Source organism: Streptomyces sp. NTH33 (genome assembly GCF_003236365.1).
In the GTDB taxonomy this organism is placed as follows: domain Bacteria; phylum Actinomycetota; class Actinomycetes; order Streptomycetales; family Streptomycetaceae; genus Streptomyces.
This window is the reverse complement of record NZ_POTZ01000532.1, coordinates 1-4,370: the sequence shown is the minus strand read 5'-3', so window position 1 is coordinate 4,370 and position 4,370 is coordinate 1. Positions and strand designations below refer to the sequence as shown.

Below are 4,370 nucleotides of genomic sequence, written 5' to 3'. Positions count from 1 at the left end.
GCTGGGCCCCGGGGTCGGTCGCCGGCTGCGGGGCGCTGTGGCCGGGCGCGCCCGCGCGGCGGAGCCGCACGTCGACACGGTCCCGCGCCCCCGGGCGCCGGGCGCAAGCGCCCTGCGCCCGGCCCGCCCGTGCGTGATCCGTGTTACGGCCGCGGGGCTTTACTGGAATGCCTACTCGTCGGTACGTTTGTGTGAGCAAGCGCTTAGCCACTGGGCCGCATCCATCAATTGAGGAACCCGGACGGCGAGCAACCAGGTACGCGAGAGCGGCGCCGGTTCAGGCGCATGAGAGGGTGGTGGCGGCGTGCGCCGTACGGTGTTCAACGAGGATCACGAGGCGTTCCGGGAGACCCTTCGCGCCTTCATCGAGGCCGAGGTCGTACCGGTGTACGACGAGTGGTTCACGCAGGGCATCGTGCCCCGCGAGTTCTACTACAAGCTCGCCGAACTGGGCCTCTTCGGCATCAACGTGCCCGAGGAGTACGGCGGGGCGGGACTCGAGACGCACAAGTTCGAGGCCGTCCAGTACGAGGAGACCGCCCGCGCGGGTGTCACCTTCGGCGGCTCCGGCGTGCACGTCCTGCTCGCGCTGCCCTACCTCAAGATGCTCGCCACCGACGAGCAGAAGAAGCGGTTCCTGCCCAAGTTCGTCTCCGGCGAGGAGATGTGGGCCATCGCGATGACCGAGCCCGGCACCGGCTCCGACCTCGCGGGCATGAAGACCACCGCCAGGCTGAGCGAGGACGGGACGCACTACGTCCTCAACGGCGCCAAGACCTTCATCACCGGCGGCGTGCACGCCGACAAGGTCATCGTCTGCGCCCGTACCGCCGCGGCCACGGCCGAGGACCGCCGCCACGGCATCTCCCTGTTCGCCGTGGACACCAGGTCCGAGGGCTACTCGGTGGGCCGCAAGCTCGACAAGCTGGGGCTGAGGACCTCCGACACGGCCGAGCTCGCCTTCGTCGACGTCGAGGTGCCCGTCGAGGACCTGCTCGGCGAGGAGAACAAGGGTTTCTCCTACCTCGGCGCCAACCTTCCCTCCGAGCGCTGGGGCATCGCCTTCGGCGCCTACGCGCAGGCCAGGGCCGCCGTCCGGTTCGCCAAGAGTTACGTGCAGGAGCGCACCGTCTTCGGCAAGCCGGTCTCCCACTTCCAGAACACCAAGTTCGAACTGGCCGCCTGCCAGGCCGAGGTGGACGCGGCGGAAGCCGTCGCCGACCGGGCGCTCGAAGCGCTCGACGCCGGCGAGCTGACCCCCGCCGAGGCCGCCTCCGCCAAGCTGTTCTGCACCGAGGTCGCCCACCGCGTCATCGACCGCTGCCTGCAGCTGCACGGCGGCTACGGCTACATGAACGAGTACCCGATCGCCCGCCTGTACGCGGACAACCGCGTCAACCGCATCTACGGCGGCACCAGCGAGATCATGAAGACGATCATCGCCAAGGACATGGGCCTGTAAGGAACCATGAGCCAGGCACTGCGGTCCCTGCTCGATCTGCTCGACCTCGAGCGGATCGAGCGGGACATCTTCCGCGGACGGTCCCACTTCGCGGTCGTTCCGCGCGTCTTCGGCGGGCAGGTCGCGGCGCAGGCGCTGGTCGCCGCCGGGCGCACGGTCCCCGAGGACCGGCACGCGCACTCGCTGCACGCGTACTTCCTGCGCCCCGGCGACCCGGGCGCGCCCATCGTCTACACGGTGGACCGCATCCGCGACGGCCGCTCCTTCACCACCCGCAGGGTGGTCGCCGTCCAGCACGGGCAGCCGATCTTCCACCTCTCGGCGTCCTTCCAGACGCGGGAGGACGGGCTCGACCACCAGGCCCCCGTGCCGGCCGCCCCCGACCCGGCGACCCTGCCCACCTCCGACGAGCGCCTGCGCGGCTACGACCACCTCCCGGCCGAGATCGTGGAGCGGCTTCTGGAGGCCCGCGAGGCGGTCGACCTGCGCTACGTCGACGAGCCGCCGTACGGCAGGTTCGGCGAGCCGCGCGAGCCGCACTCCCAGGTGTGGTTCCGCACCAACGGCAAGCTCGACGACGACCCTCCCCCAAGCTCTCGGCTTCGCTCGAGCAGGGGGGACCCCCACCTCCACGTCGTCCTCGCCACCTACGTGTCCGACATGACGCTGCTCGACTCGGTGCTGCTCGCCCACGGGCGCGGCGGCTGGGCGGTCGGGGACGTCGTCGGGGCCTCACTGGACCACGCGATGTGGTTCCACCGGCCGTTCCGGGCCGACGAGTGGCTGCTGTACGACCAGGAGTCGCCCTCCGCGCACGGCGGGCGGGGCCTCGGCCAGGCCCGTATCTACACGCAGGACGGCCGGCTGGCCATCTCGGTGATCCAGGAGGGCGTGGTCCGCGTTCCCCGGGAAAACTGAGGAACGTCGCCGGGGAACGCCGTCGCGAAGCTCCCCGGCGCCCGTACCGCCCGGACCAGCCGTACCGCCCGGACCGCCCGTACCACCCGTACCGCCCGGACCGTCTGGCCCCGACGCCGGAAAGCCCTACGCCAGGCCCGCCTGGTCCAGCAGGTACGCCGTCATCGGGTCGTAGTGGCGGGGGCTGACCACGTGGTCGTCGAGCGGCACCGTCACCTGCAGCGTCCCCTCCGCCTCGGCGAGGAAGAGGGCCGGGTCGTTGCAGTCCGCGTAGCCGACGGAGTCCACGCCGTGCTGACCGGCACAGCCCGCCCAGCCGTGGTCGGCGACGACCAGGTCCGGCAGCGGGCGGCCCTCGCGCTCCAGGCCGGTGAGGATGGCGCGCATCGGCTCGCCGGAGTGGGTGTGCCACAGCGTGGCGCCGTGCTCGAGGACGGCCACGTCCGCGAACTGCATGACGTACCCCTCGTCCGTCTGCAGCCCGTCCGGGATGACGGTGATCTCGCAGCCGGCGGCGCGCAGGGCGGCGGCCGTGGCGCGGTGCACGTCGAGCAGACCGCCGGGGTGGCCGGTGGCGAACAGCACCTGCTGCCGCCCGTCGGCCGCCTTGCGCAGCCGGCCGGCCATCCGCTCCAGGGCGTCGACGGTCAGCTCGGGGTCGATGGTGTCCTGGCCGTAACGGTGCTCCGGGTCGTCGCTGACGCCGACGCGCTCGGCCATCACCGCGAGCACGTCCTGCTCGTCGCTCCAGCGGTCGCCGAGCTCCAGCCCGAGCCAGAAGTGGCGGTCACCGTTCGCGAGTTTGCGGTAGTGGGAGAGGTTGTTCTCGCGGGGGGTGGCGACGTTCCCGGCGATACGGGTCCTCACGAGGTGGTCGACGAGTTCGGCGCGGCTGGGTGTCCCGGGTATCGGCATGGCTCCCATTGTGGTGTCATGCCCGCCGCAGGGCGAACCACAGTTCCATGCGGACGTCCGGGTCGTCCAGGTCGGTGCCGAGCAGCGCGGCGCAGCGGGCGATCCGCTGGCGGACGGTGTTGCGGTGCACGGACAGGGCGACCGCGGTGCGGTCCCAACCGCCGTGCAGGGAAAGCCAGGTGCGCAGTGTCTCGGTGAGCGCCGGCACCGCGCTGATCGGGGCGAGCAGGGCGCGGGCGTGCGCGTCGGCCTCGTCGCGGGGGAGCAGGTCGGTGAGGCCGGGGCGGTCGCCGTGACGGACCAGGGCGGCGCGGGTGGCGCGGGCACGGGCCAGGGCGCGGGCCGCCTGGGCGTCGGCGGCCGGCCAGTCGGCCGCCGTGACGGCGGCGCTCGCGCCGAGGGTCCAGCCGGGCTGCGGGGCCGGCTCCCGCTCGGCGGGGACGAGCACTCGTACGACCCCGTCCGCGAGGTCCACCAGCGCGGACCCGAGCGCGGCGCCGAGCGCGGAGGCGGCCACGGTGTCATGGGGCTCCCGCCTGCTCATGGGGGTACCCCCTGTTCGAGCGGCGTCGAGAACTTGGGGGAGAGACCGAGAGCTCTGGGGAGCCTGCGCGTCCGGCCGCGCGTGCACCACGACCCACCGCCCGGCCCCGAGCAACGGCGCCACCTCCTCGGGCGCCGCCCCCAGCAGCATCCGCACGAGCGCCGACGACCGGGCCGCCTCCGTACCGCTCTGGTGCTCCCCGGTGAGCAGCGACAGCAGCACCGCGGCGACGGAGGCGATGGTGTGGTCCCCGGGGCCCCGCTCCGGGGCCGCGACCCCGAGCACGAACCCCTGTCCGGTCCCGAGCGCGTAGGCGGCGAGATGGCTGCCGCCGACGGTGTCGGTGGCGGAGGAGGGCGCGGGCCGGCCGGCGGAGGCGGACACGGTGAGCGGGCGCACCACGCCGGTCAGCTCCGCGAGTGCCTGCCGGACCTCGGCGCGCGGGTCCCGTCCCGCCGAGGCGACTTCCGTGCCGTCGGGGCCGTAGAGGACTGCCCAGCCCGTGATGCGGTGGGCCAGTTGGCGGAGGAC

At 73.0% G+C, this 4,370-nt stretch carries 4 protein-coding genes; 2 read left to right on the top strand and 2 right to left on the bottom strand.

The genetic code is table 11. From position 1 onward, the window contains the following. Nucleotides 1–304 precede the first annotated feature (304 nt). On the top strand, nucleotides 305–1,462 hold the full coding sequence (locus C1I97_RS32230; RefSeq protein ID WP_111006583.1) for an acyl-CoA dehydrogenase family protein: 1,158 nt from the start codon (nucleotides 305–307) through the stop codon (nucleotides 1,460–1,462). Between the two features lie 6 nt (nucleotides 1,463–1,468). Then, a complete protein-coding gene (locus C1I97_RS32225) occupies nucleotides 1,469–2,380 on the top strand; it encodes an acyl-CoA thioesterase (protein WP_111006582.1) in 912 nt (303 codons plus the stop codon). 126 nt (nucleotides 2,381–2,506) lie between these two features. Here C1I97_RS32225 and C1I97_RS32220 read toward each other — a convergent pair whose 3' ends face one another. Further along, on the bottom strand, nucleotides 2,507–3,295 hold the full coding sequence (locus C1I97_RS32220) for a phosphatase (RefSeq protein ID WP_111006584.1): 789 nt from the start codon (nucleotides 3,293–3,295) through the stop codon (nucleotides 2,507–2,509). Between the two features lie 16 nt (nucleotides 3,296–3,311). Continuing rightward, nucleotides 3,312–4,370: PucR family transcriptional regulator (locus C1I97_RS32215; protein WP_146608361.1), on the bottom strand; the 1,059-nt coding region annotated here is incomplete at its 5' end.

Bases quoted from the DNA above. Each gene is read 5' to 3' on its own strand.
- C1I97_RS32220 (WP_111006584.1), bottom strand. From the start codon at position 3,295: ATGCCGATACCCGGGACACCCAGCCGCGCCGAACTCGTCGACCACCTC.
- C1I97_RS32225 (WP_111006582.1), top strand. From the start codon at position 1,469: ATGAGCCAGGCACTGCGGTCCCTGCTCGATCTGCTCGACCTCGAGCGG.